This window comes from Buttiauxella sp. B2 (assembly GCF_006376615.1).
In the GTDB taxonomy this organism is placed as follows: Bacteria; Pseudomonadota; Gammaproteobacteria; order Enterobacterales; family Enterobacteriaceae; genus Buttiauxella.
In genome coordinates this window covers 84,953-104,800 of sequence record NZ_VEXQ01000012.1, presented here as the reverse complement: position 1 = coordinate 104,800, position 19,848 = coordinate 84,953, and the positions used below count along the sequence as shown (strand labels likewise).

Sequence of the window (19,848 nt, the reverse complement as noted above, 5' to 3'; positions counted from 1 at the left end):
ATAGCGAATTCACCGCTCAGGCAAAGCTAAATCCTTCGTCTGCCCAACCTGTCATTCCACCAATCATAATTTTCACCGGACGCCCAAGACGCGCCAGTTTTAAAGCTGCACGGTCGGCCCCGTTGCAATGCGGGCCTGCGCAATAAACCACAAATAAAGTATCGGTTGGCCACTGTGCCATGCGTTCAACGGAAATTTCACGATGCGGCAAATGCAGCGCCCCTGAAATATGGTTGCGGGCAAAGGCATCCGGCGAACCAACGACATGCAGTAGCACAAAGTCCATGTCCTGCTCTTTCATCGCACTATGCACATCATCACAATCTGTTTCGAGGCTCAGGCGCTGGAGAAAATGAGCAGCGGCGATTTCTGGGGCAGCAGCGGGATAATCAGTAACGTAACTCATAAATACTCCTCACGATGGTGAGCTATCACTATAGAGTGCTGCGCGTAACTTGACGTGTGGCAGAAATGACAGATAACGTTAAGATCATGACAAACTAATGGACGACTCCGTTGCAAAACCCTCTTGTTGTTGCATTAGCGTATGACGGCTTGTGTACGTTTGAATTTGGTGTGGCTGTGGAAGTCTTTGGTCTTCCGCGTCCGGAAATGGGTGAGAACTGGTATCGCTTTGCGGTGGCGGGTATCGAACCAGGCGTTCTGCGTGCTACTGGTGGCATACGGTTGGCAGTAGATGGCGGGCTTGAATTACTGGCACAAGCAGGAACAATTATTGTACCCGGGTGGCGTGGTGCCGATGAACCGGTGCCGCAACAGGTGTGCGAGGCATTACAAGCGGCACATTTGCGTGGCGCGAGGGTAATGTCGATTTGCTCGGGTGTGTTTGTGCTGGCCGCTGCAGGTTTACTTAACGGTTTATCGGCCTCCACGCACTGGCGTTACACCGAAAAACTTCAGCAACGCTACCCTGAAATTCAGGTGATGCCAGATGTGCTGTATATCGATAATGGTTCAGTGCTGACTTCTGCCGGTAGTGCGGCGGGTATTGATTTGAGTTTACACCTGGTGCGCCGCGACTATGGCCAGGCTGCCGCCAACAGCGTGGCTCGCAGGTTAGTGGTACCGCCCCATCGTGTTGGCGGCCAGGCGCAGTTTATCGAACAGCCTGTTCCGGTCGCTTATGAAAGCAAGCGTCTGAGCCCACTATTTGATTACCTGCAAACTCATCTTGCTGATGAACATACCGTGGAATCACTCGCGGCTTTCACCGGCATGAGCCCACGTACTTTTTTACGCCGTTTTGCCGCAGCAGCGGGCAGTACTCCTGCCCGCTGGCTGTTGAATGTGCGCCTGACTCGCAGCCGTGATTTGCTGGAAAGCAGCACCTTATCCATTGACGAAATTGCCGAGCTTGTTGGCTTTGGTAGTGCGGCTACCCTGCGTCATCATTTCCGCGCGAAGTTATCAACCACACCGGCGGCATACCGCAAGACATTTACTTCAGGTAACGAAAAATTTATTACCTCACGCGAAACAACGTGATAGAGATAACGGCATTATTTTAAGGTTCAGCAAATGAATGTATTTGGAGTAAGTATGCGTAAATTGAATGTGCTTTTATTTTCCGCGGCCCTGATGGCGGGTTCTTTGCCAATGGCGTTTTCTGTTCAAGCTGAGGATGCACCTGCTGCACCTGCTGCAGCCCCGGCCCCTGCATCTCCAGCTTCTTCCTATGAAATTCAGGAATTCCACGCAGATTACAAACCATACAAAATTGGCGACATCGTGCCAGATTTGTACCGGACCAAACCTTATCAGATTGATGCCTGGAAAATCAGAAACCTGCCTGCACCAGAAGCCAATAGTCACTGGACGTATATGGGTGGGAACTATGTGTTGATTAGCGATGCAGAAGGGAAAGTTTTGCGCGCTATGAAAGGTGAGATTTTTTATCAGCATTAAAAATACAGGCCCTGGTTTTGCGCCAGGGCCTGCTAATTTATGCGCAACGCATCGCTTTAATTTTCGTGTAACCGTACTCAAAAATCATGTCAGTGGTACACATAAAGACAATCACATCACCCGATGCACACTCTTCCAGCGTTTCGTTTAATTCTGTATCGAAATCTTTAGATAACTGCGGCATCAGCATCTGCATATCACCAGGATAGTCTTCATCTTCGTCCGCTGGCATATCTTCAATTTTTGAACCACGCACCACATAAACCAACAGGTTTTTATCGTTGAAAGTGATCGGCGCGCGCAAGTGCTTACCAGTAGGATGCTTAGCCATGTCGTTACCCTTTTTGTTCATAGCAGGAAATTTCGCGCTATCCTCGCAAAAGATAGCGCGAAAAGACAGCCAAAGTGTGATGACAAACACCCCGTAAACACTAAGCTGGTGAGAGATCAAACCATAACTGAGGTTGATATGAACAAGAAAATGCCTGCTCAATGCCATTGTGGTGCCGTTGCGTTCACCGTCGAACTCAGCGATGGGTTAAACACCGCCCGGCGCTGTAACTGTTCATTTTGCCGAATGCGCGGTGCAATTGCCGTCTCGGCTCCATTGTCTGGAATTGAGATAACCAAAGGCAAAGATAAACTCACCGAATACCGTTTTAACACCCAGGAAGCCGTACATTTTTTCTGTTCGGTATGCGGCATTTACACCTTCCACCAGCGCCGTTCTAATCCCGAGCAATATGGCGTGAATGTCGCGTGCCTGGAAGGTGTTTCACCTTTCGATTTCTCATCTGTCGTTGTTATGCAAGGCGCTCATCACCCGAAAGATGGCGGTGGTGGTATTGCGGGATACTTGACCTTTACAGCAACGCCATAGCGAATTTTCTAGGGTGGGTAATCCACCCTACGGCCAGAGCGAAATCTAATGCCGCTCCCCAAAGCCGCCAGAACTTCTCAGCGTAGCGCCTTCACCCCTCCCCGAAAGGAGGCGAGTTACTGAATTTGTTATAAAAAATAACAATAAGCCCCTGTTTATGAGCAAAAAACACCTCAAAAATCAGGGGCAGCATCACATCATCTATATTATTTTTGGACAACCTGAATTTCAATGCGACGATTTTTTGCGCGATTATCATCAGTATCATTCGGTGCAATCGGATTTGCCGCACCAAATCCTACCGAGCTAATACGATCAGCAGCAATACCAGATGTGATTAACTCATTTTTTACTGAATCAGCACGTGTTTGCGATAGCTTCATATTGAAATCATCAGCGCCGCTGTCATCAGTAAAACCACCTAATTTAATTTTAACATTCGGATAAGCTTTGAGAATTTTGGAAATGTTGGTCAGCTGGTCACGGGAGATGTCGTCCAGCAATGCACTGTTTTTCTGAAACTGTAAGCGGTCAAAAGAAAACCAAAGACCATTATCAACAGGTTCCTTGTTTGAGATAAATGAAACCAGTTTGTTTTCCACGCCAAGGCGAGGAATGTTGATCTTAGAGCCATCTGGCAGTAATTGATCAAAAAATTCACCCAGATTTTTCCAATGGAAACTGTTTTGAGCTGTCGCACTCATCGTTTTATCAGACTGACTACAGCCGCGAAGCATCAAAAATGCCAGTGCAAGCAGCAGTAAAATAAGTGCGATAAACAACCAACGAAATTTCCTTTTCTTCGTCTTTACAGCGGGTTCTTTTACCCTCTGATGAAGACCACTGACGGCTTTGACCGGCCCAAATGCACCCGTCTCAGGTCCTAAGTCCTGTAACCACCCTTTTAGCGAATGGCTATCCTTTGATGGATTGCTGAGATATTTTCGGATGAAGGAGAACAACATTCCAGCACCGACAGAAAGCAAGGTTGATGATGACTTTTCGGAGATATGTGCAACTGAAGCTACCGTGCTGAGCAAATTATCGTCACGTTCAGGCGCTATCATAGCAAGCAGGCTCTGAAGCATCGGGTTTTCGCCAGCTGACATCAGATGTTCTGTGCTCGACCCTTCTTCAGGAAGGTCCTTTGAGGCCCGAATCATTTCAACAAAATGGTCCATGGAGTCCGATCGGCCCATAAAGTTTTTAATCCGACCAAACAACACAGGCATAATTGCTGATAACGCCAGCGAAACATTCTCTTTGTTTTCGCCCAGCGCCCATCCTAATTTGGTATATAAATTTTCACTAAACTTCCCTTCCAATAATGGAAGAATATGTTCTTGCTCGTTCATGAGCCCTCTATATTTTATAGTATTATGCACTACTACTGACATGCTTGTTCAGAGATGCATATTATTTACGGATGTAAAACATTAATATACATGGATGACAAATACCAATGAAAAACCATGCATGAATAATCCTTTTTAAAAAATAAATCAGCACCGTGATTGATGTGCCAGCCCAATATCATTTCACTCGCAGAAACCCCACCCTATATTTTTGATGAGAAAAACGCCACGACATATGAAAGACATTTTAAGCCATAGCTTATTGTCAGGTTTAGCTGAGGGGTTATAGTATTTTACTGTTCAACGATATTGGATATACATGGGTACTGCTGACCTTCAACAGCACTATTACTGAACTGATTTGACGTTGCCAATAAAAATGACGACACAGGATTATCAGGGAAAACTCCCGGGTCGCGTATTCAATATGTAGCTCAAGTCATAGCAGGTAATTTTCACGCTCATTTTATACATCCCGTCGAGCGTTTTTTAAGGTTCGCACAACGGTATTAATGCTGATATGTAACGCCCGTGCTGTATCGCGGATACCTGCGTTATTCATTGCAAGATAGACTATTTTTTCTTTCATACCGGGCTGACAGGCGTGATAAGCATAATCGAGCTGAAAGGTTCGGCAGCATGACTGACAGCGATAACGCTGATGTCCGGTAGTACCCATACCATGCTTTTTAACGGATTCGGCCTGCTCACAAAACGGGCATTTTACGCCAACTTTAACCATCAGATGCACTCTGCAAAAAAATTATTCTACCGTATGATCAACACATTGAATACTTGACCAACTCCCTATTAGCATTTCTGTATAGAAAAGAAGACGTCAGATCTCCAGCGCAAGGTTGAACACTTTGCGGGTAACTTGCTCAACCCCTTCACTTCGAAGTACCGACTGAACATCATTTCCTGCCATACGACCACCGAAAAGGCGGTGGGCGCGCTCACGTGCCGAGCCGGGTTTGACCTGGTTTTGTGTTTCAACAATTAACTGTTGAATATCCTCTTCACTACGGAATACTGAAATTTTTTCAATCGCCTGGGATTCCGCACGCGCACCATCAACAATAACAATCTCACCTGCAATATAAGGCTTAATGATATGTTCGACGACAAAGCTTTCATCCAGATTAGTTTCTGTATGGCTCAAAGATTTGTTTTTACCATCAGCTTTCATCTTAACAATAATGTGAGTGTAACTCATATCTATTTACTACCCTTAATGTATTAATCTTCATACACTATCGTTCAACTCGTTGCGAGCTCCAAGCAAAAAATGTATTTTAAAAAACAGAATAAGTGCAAATGGAGGATCGTTAACTATCAAAACACCCCAGCAGATTATCATATTGAGTTAAGAGAAAACCACCTCAAATTTAATATTCTTTTTTTAAAAAAATTAACCCCCACTCTCATTCTCTGGGCAAGATGAATTTAAAATACTGCTCATTGAGAGCTTTAAAACACATTAAAACCGCAGGTTTATTGACTTTATAAATAACGGTAATCACCCCCTGGATTTGGTGCCAGAAATGCACTTATTATTAACTGAGATAAATATGAGCATTTTACTTTGGCCCCTTTTCGGTTTTAACGCTCACCTGGGGTGAAATCGCGCATCTGTGATTGATGTCACAGGGCTAAGGTGAGTGGAAAATCAAAAGCGCGGCAAAGAGCGACGACTTATCTGGCAGTTGATGCAGAACACATGAAATCATCTTCGCTACCGGCCCCCTATCAGTCGCGCCATACTTTCGCATGCTGGTCCTTGGCTGCTTGACAAGCCTAACTTCATAGCCTTACAAATGGGGCATAGCAACCCTCAGTGGGTTTATGGGGCAGGAATGAAAGGAAACGACGAAGCGCAAATTGATATGCTCAACACAAGCTTTGTCGGCCATGCCCCATCCGTGCCCCAAAGAAAAAGCGGGCGTAATTTTAGCGCCCTTCTCCAAGCCGCCAAATCTTCTCCGCGTAGCGTCCTACCAGGGCCAGAGAGACGGCGAGTATCAGGAAGAAGACCACTTTGTTGGTGCCGTCCCAGAACAGTTCGAAGTAGCGGGTATAAAGATTGATTCCGATAAACGTGAGTCCAAATCCTCGCAGCATACCGTCGTCGGTTTTCAGGCTTATCCAGATACAAGCGAATGCCGCTAACGCAAACAGTAGTGACCAATGCAGCAGCTCAATCTGGCGCACGCTTTGCCAGATATCCAGGTCGTAATTCCCGAAGATGGACAATATCCACAAGGCAATAAACAGATACAACAACCCCATCGCTTTGCTGACGCCAAACAAGTTGCGCTGCTGCAATGGTTTTTTCAGTAAGTAGCAAGCAGCAAGCAACACGCCCCCGAATAGGACAAAACGAATTGGGTAGTTCATGTCGAGCCAATAAGCTCCCCAGCCGGAAGCGTACCCTGTTGAAGTACCAAAGTAGCTGCCTAGCGCCAAAAGGCAAAACAGCCAGATAAGCCCTGAACGCCCGAAATAACCGATCGCACCATAAATCGCACAACCAGTTAAGAACAACGGTGCAATGTTTCCGCTACCGTTATCCAGCGCCATGCCGAGCTGCCATAAAAATAATGCAGTGAACAACACGCCCAGGAATAGAATCGCTTCATTGCTGTAACGTTTGTCCGGCGCGTGTTTTTGGCGGTGAAATCCCCAGAAATAAAATGCTGTGGCGAGAATACCTAAACCAATAGCGCGTGGGACGTAGCCAAAATTGAAGAGCAACGCCATCAAATATTCATCGGCTACCAGGCTGCCAATAGCAATGATGACGCAGGCAAGCGCAACCCAGAAGGCATAGCGGCTCAGTCGCTGCCAGTCAAAAAGTTGTACCGAGAGGTTTTGTTGCAGCCGTTGTTGTTCGGTGGCATCAATAACCCCCTCCTGACACCAGCCCTCCAGCGTGCGCCGAATGATGCGTTCCTGTTTGCGTGTAACTTTCATAACGGTTTTCCTTACCTGATTTTACCCACCACGTTAGCGTAATTTGTCGTAATGTATGAGGTGACACTTTCTTAAAGTATCACCTGATTTAATGTGAGTTTAGTCTGAGGAGAAATCAATGCAGGACTGGAACCCCGCTCTTTATTTACAGTTTGAAGCAGAACGAACCCGCCCGGCAGCAGAGTTAGCCGCTCGTATTCAACATCAGCAGGTTTTACATCTTTCAGATTTGGGCTGTGGTCCTGGCAACAGTACAGCACTGCTGCATAAATCTTTCCCGCACGCGACAGTGACAGGTATCGACAATTCTCCGGCAATGCTTGAAAAAGCGCGCGCGGCACTTCCTGATTGTCAGTTTGAACAAGCCGATGTGGCGTACTGGCAACCATCGGTAAAACAAGATGTTGTCTACGCGAACGCGTCGTTGCAGTGGTTGAGTAACCATCGGAAATTGTTCCCACATCTGGTAGCGCAATTGGCCAACAACGGGGTTTTGGCCGTGCAAATGCCAGATAACTGGCAGGAACCGACACATACGCTAATGCGTCAGGTGGCTGCTGAGTTAGGAAATGTGGACGCTGGTCGGGAAGCACTGTTACCCGCACAGGAATATTACGATTTACTGGCCGATGCAGGCTGTACGGTGGATATCTGGCGTACAACTTATTTCCACGTTATGCCATCGGCACGAGCCATTATTGAATGGCTGAGTTCAACCGGTTTACGGCCCTATCTCACCGGTTTAGATAGCATTCAACAAAATGCTTTTCTCGAACGTTATCACCAGCTTTTGCAGCAAGCTTACCCGCAGCAAAAAGATGGCACTGTGCTGATGCTGTTCCCACGTTTGTTTATCGTGGCGCGAAAAACGGATGGGTAGAAAAAGAACGCACCATAGAGGTGCGTTCGGGGATTATCTTTGCGCTAAAGACTGAAAGCGACGGGCACGTAATGCGTCGTAACACCAGTTGTAGATCACGGTATACGGTAGGAAGAACAGGAAAAAACCAATCTCGACCATAAACGCTTTTAACAATGTGATGTCGAGCATCCAGGCGGCCAGCGGTAGGCCAATCAGAATAAATCCCCCTTCAAAACCGAGCGCATGGGCCACACGCAGTGGCATACGGCGTTTTTGCTCAAGCGGGAAAACTCTGTCGAATCCTGCGTTATAAATGATGTTCCACACCATTGCGACGGTCGAAAGCATGATGGCCAGCGCGCCCATCTGGAACAACGGCTTATCCATAATCCATGCCGCCAGTGGCGCACAAATCGCAATAGCGATAACTTCAAACCCCACCGCATGCAGGATGCGTTCGGCAAATGATCTTTTTTGAGACTGCATAATCTACTCCGGGTCTTCTTACAGCAATATGGCTATGCCACGCATTATCATCGTAATTACTGATAGACTAAAGTGAATAGCCATCGATAAAAGCGATAGATTATGAAATATTCCCCCGAATCTCTCGAAGCCTTTTTACAAGCAGTAGAAACCGGATCATTTTCAGCCGCGGCGCGTAAACTCAAAAAAAGCCAGTCGACGGTAAGCAGCGCAATTGCCAATCTGGAAGCGGATTTGGGTGTGACGTTATTTGATCGCCAAAGCCGCCAGCCTGCGTTAACCGCGCAAGGGCAACATGTCTTACCGTACATCCAGTCGATAATGGCGGCCAGCGAACGGCTCAATGAAGTGTCAGTACGCCTGGCAGGAAACGTGGAACCACGCCTGAGCTTTGTGCTGTCTGACGTCTGGCAAACTGCACATCACGAATCCATTCTCCAGCGTTTCTCACAACGTTTCCCGGATATCGAATTTGAATGTTTGATAGCCGAAGACGAAGACGTTATCGACCTGATTCAGATAGGTCGTGCGCATGTTGGGGTACTTCGCGTACAACCTCGCTACCCTGTTGACGTGACGGTGTCACGCTTGCAAGTGGGTGCGGAAATGGCAATTTATATTCATCGGCAGCATGAGTTAGCTCGACTGCCCGCTGTTGAGATGGACACATTGCAAACCGTTCGCCAGCTTTGTCTGAGCACCTTTATCGACCCGACGCGTAATAAAAGCGGTGGGCCGATGTGGTCTTCGCCGTCATTATTGATGCTGTTGGAAATGGCAGAACAAGGCTTTGGTTGGGGGATTTTACCGCGCTGGCTGGTAGAGCAATTTGGTCACGATATTTTGCAGGAGCTACCGATTGCCGGCTGGCCACAGCGTATTGATGTGGATGTTCTTTGGTCGAACAAGACACCACCAGGCCCTGCTGGGCGTTGGATTGTTGATCAGTTGCGTGCGCAAACTTGAGTGGATGTCGCCTTGCGCTAATCCACTCCAACAACCACTTTCTTAGGTCGGGTTAGCGTAAGCAACACCCGACACTAAACCCGTTATTTCCGCTTTGGCATCGTCTTTAACAACTCATCCGGGCTAATTGACGCGACCACATCGCTGCCAGGTAATGGCATTTTCAGGATGTGATTTTTCATTTTGCCGATGACGTGCATCTCACAGGGTTTGCAGTCAAATTTCAGCGTCAGCACTTCGTCTTGATGTACCAGTTGCATCGGAGAGGCTTTCCAGCTTTTGACGGAACCTTTCGCCTGTTTCGGGCATAAATTAAAGGCAAAACGCAGGCAATGTTTGGTGATCATCACCGGCACGTCACCCTTTTCTTCATGGGCTTCGTATGCGGCATCAATCAGTTTCACACCATAGCGCTGGTAAAATCCACGCGCTTTATGGTTGTAGACGTTTGCCAGGAAAGTGAGATGATCATCCGGATAGACTGGTGGCGGTACACTTACCGGTTTACGGGTGCCACGCTGATATTGCTGCAAACGCGCTTCGGTTAGCTCGTCGATTACATCGCGGCGCAGTTGGTTTAATAGGCTATTAGGAATGAACAACGCGGCTGGCAAATTCAAATCAATTTTGCGTGCCTGATACATTGTTTGGCCCAGTTTTGCCAGGCTATCGCGCAGATTTGAATACGCCTTCTCTGGGTTATTCGCAACTTCAAACTGCCCTTCCAGCGTTTTACTAACGCTGACGCCATCTTCACTGGTCGCGGTCAGCACCAGTTGCTCCTGCCAGCCACCTAACTCCAGGTCGACAGCAATACGGCGCTCGCTGGATGTTTTGGTTAGCGCCTGCTGCCAGTTATGGTCGAGGTTGCGGTTCAGCGGATGGTTCGGACGCAGGTTTTTCAGCGTTTCCGGCATTTCATTCGGCCAGACGCGATACTGGTTGTTACCGGTTTTTTCCACGGTATTGGCACGGAAGCCGACGATATCGCGCTTGATCAATATGTTCAGACCATCGCCATTGTTCAGCGTGTCGGTGACGCTGACATCAAGAAAATCTTTGCCGACTTTCAGTACTTCGCCCACTGGCAAACCGACATATTTTGGTGAGTCAAATGCACCAATGTCGATTTTGCGTTCGTTTACGAAGTAATCAGTGCTGCCACGGTGGAAAGTTTTATCTGGCGAAGGAATAAAGAAATGCGAAGTTACACCCGCAGAGGCGCGAACCAGGTCGGTGCGCTGCTCCATTAACTCATCCAACAACTGGCGATAATAAGCGGTAATGTTTTTCACATAGCTCATGTCTTTGTAGCGCCCTTCAATCTTGAAGGAACGAACACCCGCATCGACCAGCGCTGCCAGGTTGGCACTCTGATCGTTATCTTTCATCGACAGCAGGTGTTTTTCATAAGCCACCACGCGGCCCTGATCGTCTTTGAGCGTATACGGCAAGCGGCAAGCCTGGGAGCAATCACCACGGTTTGCGCTGCGCCCGGTCTGCGCGTGGGAAATATTACATTGCCCGGAATACGCCACGCATAATGCGCCGTGAATGAAGAACTCAATCGTGGCGTCGACGTTTTCATGGATCGAGCGGATTTGATTAAGGTTCAGCTCACGGGCCAGAACAATTTGCGAGAAACCGGCATCGGAGAGGAATTTCGCTTTTTCTGCACTGCGGATATCGCACTGAGTACTGGCGTGCAATTCAATCGGCGGCAAATCCATTTCCAGCACGCCCATGTCCTGCACAATCAGTGCATCCACGCCGACTTGATACAAGTCGTGGATCATCCTGCGTGCAGGTTCCAGCTCGTTATCATGCAAGATGGTGTTTAGCGTAACGAAAATCTTCGCCCCATAACGGTGGGCAAACGGCACCAATTCGGCAAGGTCTTGCAGACTGTTACCGGCATTATGGCGTGCGCCAAAACCAGGCCCGCCGATGTAGACCGCATCCGCACCATGCAAAATGGCTTCGCGGGCAATGGAGGTGTCACGGGCTGGGCTGAGTAATTCAAGATGATTGGCGTGCAGGCGCATAATAGGTCTGTTTTCTGTGTTATGGGCGAAAGGTGGCTATTGTAGTCAGAATAGACGCGCAAGCATAGACCGTAACGCATGGTGCTCTGTGCAAACTCTCATGACTTGAAATGCCTTAGTAATTAACGGTGTATTACGTGATTTTTTAATTTACACTTACAAGTAGAATAATTTCAAAGAGTGATCATATTAGACCTACTGAAGTGGTAGTGCGTTGAGTTACTCAGCTACGATGACTGAAAATGACAAAAAACACTGAATATTCAAATCTTTACCTATCGGAAGGCATCCGGCTTTTATACACCAATTCATTACCAGGCATTCTGATTACCTTTATTGCTGCGACCATAATGGTTTTCACTTTTATTGATAACCAGAATCTCCATGCCAAAATCACCTGGTGGCTGGCCATGACTTTGCTCCTCGGCCTGCGTGTTATAGATAGCCAAATGTGGTTGAGAGGCCAACCAGAACATAAAAAAGAGAAGATTTGGTTACTGCGCTTTTCCAGTGGTTGCTTGCTTACCGCAGTGTTGTGGAGCGTGTACGCGGTCGTTTTTTATCCCCAATTTTCTATCGAAGAATTAAGCACTACCAATGTGATACTGGCGGCGATGGCAGGCGGTGCGACAAGTATACTTTCCGGTAGTCTGCTGCTCTCCTCGCTGTACAACATTATTATTCTGATGCCGATATCATTGTTGCTCATAATGCAACCAGAGCATTACAAGCATAACCTCGGTATTCTCGGCTTCTGCTTTACTGCCATTATGATGGTCTCCTCCGTGCGTTCAGCTAAATATATAAAGGAAGGGATATTATTACGCTACCGAAACAAAACGCTGGTGGCGAATATGGAAGAAACCATCCGCATAAGAACGCAAGAAGTCTATGAAATATCTAACAAAGACTCACTAACCGGCCTGTATAACCGGAGTGCTTTTTTATCCGCAGTAGAGGCCGTTGAACAAGACTTTCGGAACCACAAGATTACCAATTTTTCCATTTTCTTTATCGATCTCGACGGTTTTAAAAATATCAATGACACGCTGGGTCATAACATTGGCGATAAAGTGTTGATGACCTTAAGTGCCAGGCTTAAACGTTGTAATGATGCCGAAGTCTTAATGTGTCGTTGGGGCGGTGATGAATTTATTCTGCTGGTTAAAGATAAAACGTACGAATCAACCAGCCTGCTTGCCGAGCAGATAACTCACTGCTTTTCTCATCCGATTAAACTCGATGAACATGCCGTTACCCTGAACGCAACTATCGGCATTTCGGTTTGCCCAGAACATGACACCTCCGTCACGCGCCTGATTCAGTTGGCTGACATCGCCATGTATTCGCAAAAGGGTAAATATCCGGAACGATTTGCCTTTTACAATCTGGATCTGGAACGTAACCTACACCGCAACATTACGCTTAATGAGGCACTCAAAGGTGCTCTTGAACGCAATGAATTCCGCCTCGTGTATCAACCGATTGTGAATGCTGCGGGTCAGGTCGTTAGTTTTGAAGCGTTGCTTCGCTGGCGTTATCAGGGCGAAGAAATATCTCCCGGTGAATTTATTCCCTTAATGGAACAAAGCGGCCGTATTGTTCAGGTAGGTAGCTGGGTGCTGGAAGAAGCCTGCAAGGTGCTTGCGAAAATACATAAACGCAATGCGGATACCTGCATGTGCGTGAATATTTCGATGATTCAGTTTTACGACAAAGGGTTTGTGAATAATGTTAATCGGGTTATCGAACACTATGCAATCCCTGGCCATTTACTGCACCTGGAAGTGACTGAATCCATCTTCCAATCGGAACAAATGATGATCAATCAGAAAGTAAGCCTGCTACAACAGCGTGGCGTGAAGTTTTCTGTGGATGATTTTGGAACGGGATATTCCAGCCTGTCCGTTATCCAAAATATGAATATTGATTACATCAAAATCGACCGTTCATTTATTCAACATATTGAACAAAAAGGTCTGTCAATTGTTCAGGCGATGATGAATATCTCAAAAAGCCTTAATTTCAAAGTGATAGCCGAGGGCGTAGAAACTGAAAAACAACGCCTGTTGCTTGCGCAGTGCAATGTTCCCTATATGCAGGGTTATTATTTCTCACGGCCACTGGAGCGTCAGAAGGCTTTGGACTATCTGAATAACGTGCAACAGGACTCAGTTGAAGAAGAATCCTGTAGCGAAACCGAATAAAGTCTTTGTGGCTCTCCCGTTTGGGTGAGCCATTTCCCTGGCCCTCTTATCCTGACGAACTTGCAGAGTTTTCAATATCATCCCGTCTGTTGTTAACGGTTTGTAATGCTATAGTTCGTCGACGCGATCAATAAGAAGGGAAAAAATGCGCACATTATCAATTCCATTGCCAACGATACTGGCAGGGTTCGTTGCGGTTTTAGTCGGTTACGCCAGTTCGGCGGCAATCATCTGGCAGGCGGCAGAAGCGGCTGGTGCTAACACACTACAAATAGCGGGCTGGTTGACAGCGCTGGGCATTGGCATGGGTGTCAGTACGCTTGCACTGACAATCTGGTATCGCACACCTATTCTTACCGCGTGGTCAACACCAGGTGCTGCGTTACTCGCAACCAGTCTTCCCGGGCATTCGCTCAATGAAGCCATCGGTGTGTTTATTTTCGCCTCATTCTTGATTTTATTATGCGGTGTAACTGGCCTGTTCGCCCGCCTGATGCGCCTTATCCCTTCCACACTTTCTGCTGCTATGCTGGCAGGTATTCTGCTGCGCTTTGGTCTGGATGCGTTTACCTCATTACAAGGTAATTTCTTGTTATGCGCGAGTATGTTGCTCGGATGGCTGCTGGCGAAAACCTGGGCGCCACGTTACGCAGTCGTAGTCGCGATGGTGGTCGGCTTGGTTATCTGCGTGATGAGCGGGAATCTGCAACAGGGTAGTGTTCCTGTCGCAATGGTAATGCCAGAATTCACAGCGCCTCATTTCACGTTATCCAGCTTGCTGGGGATTGGGATCCCCTTTTTCCTTGTCACCATGGCCTCGCAAAATGCGCCGGGTGTCGCCACTTTGAAAGCGTCCGGGTATAACATTTCTGTTTCGCCGCTGATTGTGGTCACCGCCGCCATTGCTCTGCTGCTTGCACCATTTGGTGTGTTTTCAATTTGTATTGCTGCAATCACCGCCGCAATTTGCCAGAGTTCTGAAGCCCATCCAGACCCGTCCAAACGCTGGCTGGCGGCCGCCGCGGCTGGGGTGTTTTATTTGCTGGCAGGTGTTTTTGGCGGCTCAATAACCACGTTACTTACTGCGTTACCTGTCGCCTATATTCATACTCTGGCGGGGCTTGCGTTGTTGAGTACTATTGCCGGAAGCCTATATCAGGCGCTAAATCACGAACGTGAGCGCGACGCGGCAATCGTGACCTTTTTAGTCACCGCATCTGGTGTCAGTTTACTAGGGGTTGGTTCTGCGTTTTGGGGGCTGATAGCGGGTGGTATCTGTTATGCCTTGTTCTCATTTATCCGTCGCGCGTAGTTGTGAAGGCGTCACGCCAATCGTGGCTTTAAAGCGATTGCTGAAATGGCTTGCCGAGCTAAATCCACAGGCCATCGCAATATCCGTTAGCGACAACGGACTGTTTTTCACCAGCGCTTGCGCGCGGAGCATGCGCTGCTGCATGACATACTGATGAGGTGCCAGTTGGGCTGATTGCTTGAACATGCGCGCAAAGTGAAACTCGCTCAACCCTGCTTCCAGCGCCAGTTCGGCCAGCGTTAATGGCTCACTAAGATGCTGTTCTATGTATGCCTGAATATTGCGTAACACCGTCGGAGCCAACCCACCACGCACATTGGGCAATCGCCACTGTACGTTGCTGTAGGTTTGAACCAGATGGGTCAGCAACAGCGTAGACGCGGTGCTTAACATCAAGTGATTCGCCGATTGTTTCCAGTCGCTGCTCAGCAAAAAATGACGATAAAGCTGCGTGATACGTGGATCGTCGCTAAAAATTTTCTCATCCAACGAAATCGCCGCTGGGCTGCGATCCCAGATTTGTTCAGCAATATTGCGCAGATGCTCATCCGTACAATAGAGGTGCACAAACGAAAATTGATTACGGATATCCCAGGTAGTTTCACTGTCTTCTGGCATCAGACAAAAACGGTCTGGTCCGCCGCCATTTTTCCAGCCCGATGATGTTTTCTGATAGGTTTCGTAACCCTCATTCACATACATACTTAACGTGTGGTGATTGCTGCATTGAGTGACGCGATCGAGGCTATTTGACCACGCGGAAAGTTGAATCCCGGACCCCAGTTGCACATTATCCTCCAGCACCGCATTGTGCTGGCGAAGATTGTCAAAAGCGTGATACGACTGGGTCATTGCGCACTACCTTCAAGGTTCGGGACTGACAGTGTATGTAGTGGAAGCACCTGTTACCAGCCATTAACAATCCAGCTCGCAAAAAAAAACCGCAAGAATATGCAAGCCACGCAAGCAGATGAAAGCATAGAGCCATGCATTCCTGAATAATCTGACTATCGGTTTAGGGAGATAACAAAATGAATGCATTACTTTATATTTCGGTGGTGGCGATTTGGGGTACAACCTGGCTTGCGATTTATATGCAGCAAGGCGTAGTGTCGGTACCCGTTTCAATTTTCTGGCGTTTTGCTGTAGCGGCGGTTGTCATGCTGGTTGTACTACTGGCATTGGGCCGTTTGCGCCGTATTAGTTTGCGTGACCACTTGTTCTGTATGCTGCAAGGCGGATGTGTTTTCGGCTTCAATTTTTTCTGTTTTTATCATGCCGCGGCATATATCAGTTCGGGGCTGGAATCGGTTATTTTCTCCATGGCGGTACTGTTTAACGCGGTGAATGGCATGATTTTCTTCCGCCAGCGCCCAAGCAAGAATTTGCTCCCGGCGGCAGTACTCGGAATTGCCGGTGTTATTGCCCTGTTCTGGCACGATTTAGTCACCACACAGTTGGCACCGTCATTGCTGCTGGGCATCGGTTTAAGCGCACTTGGCACGTTCGGTTTTTCGCTCGGCAACATGATAAGCACTCGCCATCAACGCCGTGGGCTTGAGACCCTTTCCACCAACACCTACGCGATGTTCTACGGCACCATTATTATGGGCGTGCTGGCACTGGTTCGTGGGGACTCATTTATGCCTGAACTGTCGCTGCGTTACCTCGGTTCACTGTTCTATCTGGCGATTTTCGGTTCGGTCATTGCTTTCGGTGCTTATTTCACCCTTGTCGGGCGCATCGGCGCAAGCCAGGCCGCTTATAGCACTCTGCTGTTCCCGCTAGTTGCGCTGAGTCTTTCAACGGTTTATGAAGGTTATGTCTGGCACAGTAATGCCATCATTGGGTTAGTAATGATTCTGCTTGGCAATCTGGTGATGTTTTCAAAACCGGGGATGTTTAGTGCACTGCCATGGCGTAAACGGGCAGCATAACGGCACAAAAAAAGGGAGCTAAGCTCCCTTTTTCATGTAATTGCAGATTACTTAACTTCAAACATTGACGCGTCTGTCGCCAGGCTATCAATAACTGATTTCAGCGAGTCGACGGTAATAGGTGCACTTTCATTGTTCACCGTTTTACCTTCGCCTTTACGCACGACTTTCATCACAACTTTATTGGTTGAAGAGTCGATAAGCTCCCCTTCAAAATAAAGGTTTGTTTCCATAGTACGGTGGCCTGTTGCAGCTTCTGTGCCCGCAACAATCATAGCGACTGGAATCACTTCATAGAACTGCAAACCTTGTTTGCTGCTGTCTACGCCCGTAATTGCACCATGGAAAATCAAAGTGCGTGGTCCTGGTTTTGTGACCAGTTGGACACGTTTCTCAGCACTCGCTTTCAGCTGCTGGTTGGCGTACGCAAGAATTTTATCCAACGTCTGAGCACCAAGCTGAGTAGTTGGTTTCGGCACTGGATAGTAAGTCAATGAGTTATAGATGAGCTTGTCATAGTTGTTACTTTTGAAGCTCGGATCAACCCAACGTAAGATGGTTTTTCCTGACGAAGATTTTGTTTCCTGAAGACCGGAATAATCCTTTAAGAAACCAGAATACTTTTCTGGATTAGTAACTGAAGAGGAACAGCCAGCCAAGGCGAGCAGGCCCGTCAAGCAGGCAGCTTTAACAAATAAAGAAGTGCGCATTTTTTATCCCTGTAAATTGCATGTAAGCCGTTCTGTTATAGCAAAAAAATAGGTCAACGGTATGACATTAAAAATGCTATTTTTAAAAAATAAGAATATACCCGCAACATTTCATTTTTTACATCGACGTTATCAGCGACGAATTACCTGAATCGACATACAGTGATAGTCTGAAAAACGACAACATAAATCTGGAGTAAACATGATTCCACATCTGCGCATTGCCCGCCCGGTTACGGATCTTGCACAAAGCAAAGAGATGTATTGTCTGGGTTTAGGTTTGCAAGAATTAGGTGAGTTTAGCGAGCACGATGGCTTTAGCGGCGTGATGCTGGGGCGTGAAGATTTAAGCTGGCACCTGGAATTCACCGTTTGCCACCGCCATCCGGTTGAACCTGCCGCCACGGTAGATGACCTGCTGGTGTTGTACTATCCTGACAATGCGTTATGGCAAAAAACCTGCCAACAGATGCTGGATGCAGGCTTTCTGACCATTAATAGTTTTAATCCGTACTGGGATGTTGCCGGGCGCACGTTTGTCGATAACGACGGTTACCGCGTGGTATTGCAAAACCGCGCCTGGCCGGCCGCTTAAATTTTGCGAGCAAGCATTGTCGCGAAACGCAATTTAATACGGTTACCTTCAGCGTCGGTTTTATGTAATTCGCCGACGTCTTCATTGTATTTAATCAACTCCCAACCCGCGTAATAGCTTCGCAGCTCACCTTCTTTAAAAGCAAATGGGAAGCCGACTGTGCATGGGAAATCTTCAGTATCCATTGCAGCAACAATCAGGTTGTATCCGCCAGATTTAGTACAGTGCTGCATATTAGCGATAAGACCTTCGATGGTATTGCGTTCTAAAAACATCATCACCACGGTTGAGAGAATAAAATCGTACTCACCGTCGAATTTTAATGTGTTGAGGTCAACCACATCAGTAGTAATGTTATTAAGCCCTTCCGCTTCAATAATCTTATTCAGGTTACTGATGCTCATTTGGTTTTTATCCCAGGCGGTGACATCAAACCCTTTTTGATTCAGATACAAGCTATTACGACCGCTACCGCAACCAAGATCCAGCGTCTTACCCGGCGGAACAATCGTTGCCGCATTCACCACATCAGAATGAGTACGCGTTAAGCCATATTTCTCGGTGTAATAATTTTCAGAATGCATATTAATTTGTCCTTTTTGCAGGCCGTTCGACACGCAGCAGCAACTTACCCTGATAAAGCAGGATAACCGTGCGCACCAGCAGCAGGCCAATAATGAAATTAGTGAAGATAAACAGCGGGACTGCAATTGCAGTGAAAAGCCCGTCATTACTGCTTTGGCTAAGATGCAGCGCAGTGGCAGCAAGAGCTGAAATACCGAACGAGAAGCTCCAGAACGAGGCATTAAATGGTTGTTTCAAATACCAGGGCATCAGGCGAAACATAAACAGTAATTGCAGCAGTCCGTAACCAAATAGCATTTTGGCGAAGAAATCTGCCTGGCCGCCATTGACGCTAAGATAAGCATTGCAAGCCACCAACGCAGGTGCGAGTTGGATACCGAGAGATGTCCGCGTGCTTTCGGGAAGCTCACCAGCACTGCGCAGACGATGCAAAATGGCCGGTTCCAGACTCAGCCAGGAAAATACACCTGCACCAAAGAATAAGATCCCCAGATCGTGATAACCCAGCGCCCCACAGGCCATCGTACTGATAAAATTATTGGCGACGGTGGGCAAATACAGCCCTGGTGTGGTGTCGGTATGCGGATGGCTACCGCGCCATAAACCCGCACTTTGCCACGCTGCATACGCCAACTGCACTATTGCCCCAAAGACAAACATTCCAACAGCTAACGGGCGAAGGTAAGGCTCGATAGCAATGGAAACCAGCATGGTGGTTGCCGGGAACAGGCTGACAAAACTGCCTTTTAACGGATGCCGCATTTCATCGAGAACCGTTTGTGGGTATTTCACCAGGCGTGCAATAAAAGCCACCGCCAGTGCCAGCCAGATAGCAATCGCCAGGCTTTCAAACGCCTCGCCAATAGCCGGTGTCATTGACCAAATCGTGGCAGCATAACGCCACGCAAAACCCATACCGATGGTCCCAAGTACCATGCCAAAATACCCGGCGGGGAGATTGAGCATGGTACGAGTCACTGATTTATTCATTTCGTTTAAATCTTAAAAT

General features: G+C 47.6%; 20 protein-coding genes and 1 pseudogene. 9 read left to right on the top strand and 12 right to left on the bottom strand.

Annotation, left to right across the window (positions count from 1 at the left end; translation table 11 throughout):
* Nucleotides 1-16 precede the first annotated feature (16 nt).
* Complete coding sequence (locus FH968_RS14625; protein WP_139880666.1) at nucleotides 17-406, bottom strand: rhodanese-like domain-containing protein; 390 nt, start codon at nucleotides 404-406, stop codon at nucleotides 17-19.
* Between the two features lie 110 nt (nucleotides 407-516).
* Between FH968_RS14625 and ftrA the strand changes: the two genes are divergently transcribed.
* Together ftrA and FH968_RS14615 are read left to right on the top strand one after the other, a co-directional pair.
* Nucleotides 517-1,506 carry a transcriptional regulator FtrA gene (ftrA, locus tag FH968_RS14620; RefSeq protein ID WP_139880664.1) on the top strand — a complete coding sequence of 330 codons (990 nt, stop codon included), beginning with the start codon at nucleotides 517-519 and terminating at the stop codon, nucleotides 1,504-1,506.
* A 54-nt stretch (nucleotides 1,507-1,560) separates the two neighbouring features.
* Nucleotides 1,561-1,926, top strand: a complete 366-nt coding sequence (locus FH968_RS14615) for an RcnB family protein (protein ID WP_139880662.1) — start codon at nucleotides 1,561-1,563, stop codon at nucleotides 1,924-1,926.
* Between the two features lie 37 nt (nucleotides 1,927-1,963).
* Here FH968_RS14615 and FH968_RS14610 read toward each other — a convergent pair whose 3' ends face one another.
* Nucleotides 1,964-2,257 (bottom strand): hypothetical protein, encoded by a 294-nt coding sequence (locus FH968_RS14610; RefSeq protein WP_139880660.1) that lies wholly within the window; start codon nucleotides 2,255-2,257, stop codon nucleotides 1,964-1,966.
* A gap of 138 nt (nucleotides 2,258-2,395) precedes the next feature.
* Here FH968_RS14610 and FH968_RS14605 point away from each other — a divergent pair, with 138 nt between their 5' ends.
* Nucleotides 2,396-2,806 carry a GFA family protein gene (locus FH968_RS14605; protein ID WP_139880658.1) on the top strand — a complete coding sequence of 137 codons (411 nt, stop codon included), beginning with the start codon at nucleotides 2,396-2,398 and terminating at the stop codon, nucleotides 2,804-2,806.
* Between the two features lie 206 nt (nucleotides 2,807-3,012).
* Here the strand turns inward: FH968_RS14605 and FH968_RS14600 are convergent, their stop codons facing one another.
* The 4 genes and pseudogenes from FH968_RS14600 to FH968_RS14585 form a co-directional block, all read right to left on the bottom strand.
* Entirely contained in the window at nucleotides 3,013-4,161 is a 1,149-nt protein-coding gene (locus FH968_RS14600; protein WP_189389138.1) for an OmpA family protein, read from the bottom strand.
* 487 nt (nucleotides 4,162-4,648) lie between these two features.
* Nucleotides 4,649-4,903, bottom strand: a pseudogene (locus tag FH968_RS14595) (IS1-like element transposase); the annotation flags it as partial.
* Nucleotides 4,904-4,999: 96 nt separating this feature from the next.
* A complete protein-coding gene (locus FH968_RS14590) occupies nucleotides 5,000-5,377 on the bottom strand; it encodes a hypothetical protein (protein WP_139880654.1) in 378 nt (125 codons plus the stop codon).
* 734 nt (nucleotides 5,378-6,111) lie between these two features.
* Nucleotides 6,112-7,134 carry a DUF2157 domain-containing protein gene (locus tag FH968_RS14585; RefSeq protein ID WP_139880652.1) on the bottom strand — a complete coding sequence of 341 codons (1,023 nt, stop codon included), beginning with the start codon at nucleotides 7,132-7,134 and terminating at the stop codon, nucleotides 6,112-6,114.
* 118 nt (nucleotides 7,135-7,252) lie between these two features.
* On the opposite strand from FH968_RS14585, the gene tam reads away from it, so the two are divergent.
* Nucleotides 7,253-8,014 carry a trans-aconitate 2-methyltransferase gene (tam, locus tag FH968_RS14580; protein ID WP_139880650.1) on the top strand — a complete coding sequence of 254 codons (762 nt, stop codon included), beginning with the start codon at nucleotides 7,253-7,255 and terminating at the stop codon, nucleotides 8,012-8,014.
* Between the two features lie 33 nt (nucleotides 8,015-8,047).
* Here the strand turns inward: tam and FH968_RS14575 are convergent, their stop codons facing one another.
* A complete protein-coding gene (locus tag FH968_RS14575) occupies nucleotides 8,048-8,482 on the bottom strand; it encodes a multidrug/biocide efflux PACE transporter (RefSeq protein ID WP_139880648.1) in 435 nt (144 codons plus the stop codon).
* Between the two features lie 102 nt (nucleotides 8,483-8,584).
* Here FH968_RS14575 and FH968_RS14570 point away from each other — a divergent pair, with 102 nt between their 5' ends.
* Nucleotides 8,585-9,448, top strand: a complete 864-nt coding sequence (locus FH968_RS14570; RefSeq protein WP_139880646.1) for a LysR family transcriptional regulator — start codon at nucleotides 8,585-8,587, stop codon at nucleotides 9,446-9,448.
* Nucleotides 9,449-9,531: 83 nt separating this feature from the next.
* On the opposite strand, the gene FH968_RS14565 is transcribed toward FH968_RS14570, so the two are convergent.
* On the bottom strand, nucleotides 9,532-11,493 hold the full coding sequence (locus tag FH968_RS14565) for a U32 family peptidase (RefSeq protein ID WP_139880644.1): 1,962 nt from the start codon (nucleotides 11,491-11,493) through the stop codon (nucleotides 9,532-9,534).
* A gap of 242 nt (nucleotides 11,494-11,735) precedes the next feature.
* Here FH968_RS14565 and FH968_RS14560 point away from each other — a divergent pair, with 242 nt between their 5' ends.
* On the top strand, nucleotides 11,736-13,700 hold the full coding sequence (locus FH968_RS14560) for a bifunctional diguanylate cyclase/phosphodiesterase (protein ID WP_139880642.1): 1,965 nt from the start codon (nucleotides 11,736-11,738) through the stop codon (nucleotides 13,698-13,700).
* Nucleotides 13,701-13,845: 145 nt separating this feature from the next.
* Nucleotides 13,846-15,012 (top strand): benzoate/H(+) symporter BenE family transporter, encoded by a 1,167-nt coding sequence (locus FH968_RS14555; RefSeq protein WP_139880640.1) that lies wholly within the window; start codon nucleotides 13,846-13,848, stop codon nucleotides 15,010-15,012.
* On the opposite strand, the gene FH968_RS14550 is transcribed toward FH968_RS14555, so the two are convergent.
* On the bottom strand, nucleotides 14,992-15,864 hold the full coding sequence (locus tag FH968_RS14550; RefSeq protein ID WP_139880638.1) for an AraC family transcriptional regulator: 873 nt from the start codon (nucleotides 15,862-15,864) through the stop codon (nucleotides 14,992-14,994). The genes FH968_RS14555 and FH968_RS14550 overlap by 21 nt on opposite strands.
* A gap of 179 nt (nucleotides 15,865-16,043) precedes the next feature.
* Between FH968_RS14550 and FH968_RS14545 the strand changes: the two genes are divergently transcribed.
* On the top strand, nucleotides 16,044-16,949 hold the full coding sequence (locus FH968_RS14545) for a DMT family transporter (RefSeq protein ID WP_139880637.1): 906 nt from the start codon (nucleotides 16,044-16,046) through the stop codon (nucleotides 16,947-16,949).
* A 47-nt stretch (nucleotides 16,950-16,996) separates the two neighbouring features.
* Here FH968_RS14545 and FH968_RS14540 read toward each other — a convergent pair whose 3' ends face one another.
* Nucleotides 16,997-17,659 (bottom strand): DUF3313 domain-containing protein, encoded by a 663-nt coding sequence (locus FH968_RS14540; RefSeq protein WP_139880634.1) that lies wholly within the window; start codon nucleotides 17,657-17,659, stop codon nucleotides 16,997-16,999.
* A gap of 202 nt (nucleotides 17,660-17,861) precedes the next feature.
* Here FH968_RS14540 and FH968_RS14535 point away from each other — a divergent pair, with 202 nt between their 5' ends.
* Nucleotides 17,862-18,254 carry a VOC family protein gene (locus FH968_RS14535; protein ID WP_139880632.1) on the top strand — a complete coding sequence of 131 codons (393 nt, stop codon included), beginning with the start codon at nucleotides 17,862-17,864 and terminating at the stop codon, nucleotides 18,252-18,254.
* Here FH968_RS14535 and tehB read toward each other — a convergent pair.
* Complete coding sequence (tehB, locus tag FH968_RS14530) at nucleotides 18,251-18,838, bottom strand: tellurite resistance methyltransferase TehB (RefSeq protein WP_370451508.1); 588 nt, start codon at nucleotides 18,836-18,838, stop codon at nucleotides 18,251-18,253. The genes FH968_RS14535 and tehB overlap by 4 nt on opposite strands.
* A gap of 1 nt (nucleotide 18,839) precedes the next feature.
* Complete coding sequence (gene tehA, locus FH968_RS14525) at nucleotides 18,840-19,829, bottom strand: dicarboxylate transporter/tellurite-resistance protein TehA (protein WP_139880630.1); 990 nt, start codon at nucleotides 19,827-19,829, stop codon at nucleotides 18,840-18,842.
* Between the last annotated feature and the right edge of the window lie 19 nt (nucleotides 19,830-19,848).